This window comes from Tunicatimonas sp. (assembly GCF_049647865.1).
GTDB lineage: Bacteria > Bacteroidota > Bacteroidia > Cytophagales > Cyclobacteriaceae > Tunicatimonas.
Genome location: NZ_JBARYM010000793.1, coordinates 1 through 4,083, shown reverse-complemented (window position 1 = coordinate 4,083; position 4,083 = coordinate 1). Strand labels below are relative to the sequence as shown.

Genomic DNA, 4,083 nt, shown 5'->3' with positions numbered 1-4,083 from the left:
TAGCCCGCTTGTTATTCTTAAGCCGCTTAGATAAACTTCTAGTCCGTATAAACTTATTAGGTTCTTGCGCTGAAGTATTAAGTTCTAGCTGGTTAGTAACCGAAATTGTTATCGTCAAACAGGCATCAACTGAAGATTGGGCAATATTAGGTAAGCCACCTTTATGAATAGACGTAGCTAACACCTGTGCGGCTGTCAGAAGTACTAGAAACAGATATATTAGCAGTCTATTCATTGATTTTACTAACGCAGCACCTAATATTTTGTTTTACTATATATTATGATAGCCTTACTATTATAATAATAACTTCTCTTATTTCCTAATTATAATATTTAGTTCTCCTTTCTGTACATAATGTTTCCAATTAATTTATACTATTCTGTTTGTGTTGATCTACAATAACTATCGGAACGGATTGCTACTCATAAATCGGTAAGTAAGATCAGATCTTTAAAAGTATGCTGTAACTAGTTGTGATGCCCTTCCGACATAAAGAGTTGTTACCGATAGCAAGAAGGTAGCCATATTGAGTCTAGAGCTAGCAAGAGGATTCCTGTAGGAAGCACTTTATTCCCCCATAAAAGGATAGCGAAAATCGGTGGGTGGGTTGAAGGTTTCTTTAATGGTGCGAGGCGAAACCCAGCGTAGCAGATTCAATGCGGCTCCCGCTTTATCATTCGTGCCAGAGCCTCGGGCTCCGCCAAAAGGCTGCTGACCAACGACTGCGCCAGTAGGCTTATCGTTAATATAAAAATTACCGGCAGCGTGCCGAAGCTTTTGAGTTGCTTGCTGAATGGCGTAGCGGTCTTGGGAGAAAATTGCACCGGTGAGAGCGTAAGGCGAAGTCTGATCAACCAGCTCCAGCGTTTCTTCAAAGCGTTCGGCCTGATAAACATAGATAGTCACTACTGGGCCGAAGATTTCTTCGCACATCGCAGTATACTTTGGTTCCTGAGCCACTAGCACCGTTGGCTGAATATAATAACCTTTAGATTTATCATATTCGCCCCCGGCAATAATGTCTACCATCGGGTCGTCCTTCGCCTTATCAATGTAACTGGCAATTCGGTCGAAGGCTACTTCGCTGATTACCGCACTCATAAAATTTTGAAAATCGGCCACATCACCCATCTTGATCTGCTGAATGTCTTCTATTACGTAGCCCTTTATCTCGTCCCATAAATTATTAGGAATGTATACCCTGGATGCAGCGGAGCATTTCTGCCCCTGAAACTCAAACCCACCCCGCACAATAGCGGTTGCCACGGCTTTGGCATCGGCCGACGGATGGGCAACGATAAAATCTTTTCCTCCAGTTTCTCCTACAATGCGCGGATACGAGCGATAGGTATTAATATTATCCCCAATGGTTTGCCACAGTTGCTTGAATACCTTTGTGCTTCCGGTAAAGTGTAGTCCGGCAAAATCGGGGTGGTTGAACACAACTTCCCCGGCTACTGGGCCATCTACGTTAATCAGGTTAATTACCCCATCGGGCACACCTGCTTCGCGAAAGATTTGCATCAGCAGATTAGCTGAGTAAATTTGCGTTTCAGCGGGTTTCCAAACGACAGTATTGCCCATCATGGCCGGAGCCGTCGGTAAATTTCCAGCAATGGCGGTAAAGTTAAACGGGGTAATTGCAAAGATGAATCCCTCTAACGGACGCTGCTCAACCCGATTCCAAACTCCTTTAGGAGAGATCGGTGGCTGCTGTTCGTAAATTTCGGTCATGTACTTTACATTGAACCGCAAAAAATCAACAAGTTCGCACACCGCATCAATCTCCGACTGATGTGCCGTTTTAGATTGTGCCAACATAGTAGCGGCATTCATTTGGTAGCGGTACTTCCCAGCAATTAGCTCGGCAGCTTTTAAAAAGATACTAGCCCGCTGTTCCCAAGCCATATTTTCCCAGGCGTATTTAGCTCCCAAAGCAGCATTAATCGCTTGCTTTACGTGAGAAGCATCACCTTCGTAGTAGTGTCCCAGCACGTGCTGATGATTATGAGGGGAGCTCATAGTTTTTTTGGTATCAGTCGTAATCTGTTCTCCTCCAATATACAGCGGTACCTCTACTTGCGTAGACTGCAATGCGGTGAGCGTAGCTTGAAGGGCCTCTCGCTCGGAGGTACCCGGAGCATAACTATAAATAGGTTCATTAGTTGGGGTAGGAACTTGATAGAATCCGGTAGACATGAGGATTAAAAATTACTGGTTGAAGATTGGGTAATGTTGCAAATAGCGAACACCTAACTGGAAACCATTCACGTACTTAAAAAGTATTGCAAAGGTAGCCCTTTTCTAAAGAAAGAACCATGTCACGCTCAATGTGTTTGCACAAAAAAGCCCCGAAATATGCTTCCGGGGCTTTCCTGTTTGATCGATTATTATCTACTTTTTTACAATCTTTATGAAGTGCGATTGACCTCTATTTTTTATATGCACATAGTACAGTCCAGTTGGTAACAAATGAGTAGACAAGTTATTGTGTATTTGGTTCAGTGTTTGATACGCCACCTGCTGCCCCGTTGTGTTCATTACTACTGCTTGACTGCCTAACCAATTGGTAGGGATATCTATAGTCAGCTGGTCAACTACTGGGTTCGGATACGCTCGGATATTCTCGTTCGATAGTTGATTAATACTAGTAATGAGAGCCGGAGGCACCGGTACTTCCCCCTCATTTATATTAACAATTCGGATAAGTTTGCCCACTTCAACTGATAGTATTAATGGTTTTTCATTCACCTCAATTTGGTTATCTCGTAAATCAACACCCTCGTAGTCTGCTAAGAAGAAGTAATCGCCAGAAGGAATATTCGGAAAGTAAAATTTTCCTTCACCATTTGTTACGCCGTAGCCTGCTATACTCTGATCACTTGTATTAACTAAATAGACCGAAATACCCGCCATAGCTGACTCTTTGAAGCGACCATCCGCCGAGCCTTCCGGAGTTAAACTACCGCCTACCGCTACTCCCTGCTGCACAGTAGTATCCGGCTTAGGGATTAGGGCGATGGATAGTATAGTATCCTGATCTACTCCGATAATATCTGCCTGAGCTAAAGTTAATCGCCCACCTAAATAAGTTGGGAAATGCGCTGCACCGGAGGGGGTTAATAGTATACTGTAAAATCCACCAGCTACGTTAGAGAATGCACTGCTACCGGAGACCAGTGGCTTTTCCTGCACCATAGAAAAACTACTACCAGAAGCCTTATGTAGACTGGCCGTTACCGAAGATGCATTATCAGTAGAAGTAAGCTGAACTGTAACTGAATGTTCTAATGTGGAGTCAACAGGAGGAGGTATGGTATCCGAAGTAAAAACCAGGAATAGTTGGCTAACGGGAAAAGCAGGTTGATAAAGCTCATTCCCAGCTTGATTAGCAGTTACTGTAACCATACCGGTATCTAAAAGCCAGAGTGTGCTGCCGGTCAGTTCGGCTGGGCCATCAATAATAAAATCAATAGGAAGTCCCGAGCTGGCTGAAATAACTAATTCTACCGAATCGGCAAGAGTAATATCTTGGTCATTAATTGCAGTAAACGCAATCGTCTGGCTACCTTGGTTGATCGTAAACTGACGAGTAATTGGCGTAGCTGCTTCGTAAAAGTCATCGCCGGGTTGAGTCGCCCGAACAATTACCTGACCGATACCTAAAGTAGTTACAACATCACCTTGAATATCCACTAGGCTATCACCCTCTACTACCTCAAATAAAACCGGAAGTCCTGAACTAGCCGATGCATTGAACACAAATGGAGCCGTTCCAAAGTTTACATCGGCCACCGGAGTAAAGATTAAGCTATTTGGTTCAGCTTGTACGTTTACTGTCATTGGGTTGCTTATCAACGTGAGGTCAGGTGCTGCCGAGTTGGTTACCTCGCAAATATATACCCCACTATCACTGATAACTATAGGATTCATCACATACTCCCCCACAGTGGTAGTATCAACTGCTACCCCATTACGAAACCAAACGTATTGGTTATCCATCACAGAAGCATCTACTCCTATAGTTAGCGTGTAGCTATCACCTGCATCGCGGAAGGTGTTCAACGTGGAACCTACCTTGG

3 protein-coding genes are annotated in these 4,083 nt (G+C 43.9%); all 3 read right to left on the bottom strand.

Annotation, left to right across the window (positions count from 1 at the left end; genetic code table 11):
* The coding region (locus WBA23_RS23025; protein WP_424584626.1) for a hypothetical protein at positions 1-235 on the bottom strand (235 nt) is incomplete at its 3' end.
* A 333-nt stretch (positions 236-568) separates the two neighbouring features.
* On the bottom strand, positions 569-2,200 hold the full coding sequence (gene pruA / locus WBA23_RS23020; RefSeq protein ID WP_424584625.1) for an L-glutamate gamma-semialdehyde dehydrogenase: 1,632 nt from the start codon (positions 2,198-2,200) through the stop codon (positions 569-571).
* A 195-nt stretch (positions 2,201-2,395) separates the two neighbouring features.
* A partial coding sequence (locus WBA23_RS23015) for a T9SS type A sorting domain-containing protein (protein ID WP_424584624.1) occupies positions 2,396-4,083 on the bottom strand: 1,688 nt, incomplete at its 5' end.

Excerpts from the sequence above, each read along its gene's own strand:
- pruA (WP_424584625.1), bottom strand. The coding sequence starts at position 2,200 with ATGTCTACCGGATTCTATCAAGTTCCTACCCCAACTAATGAACCTATT.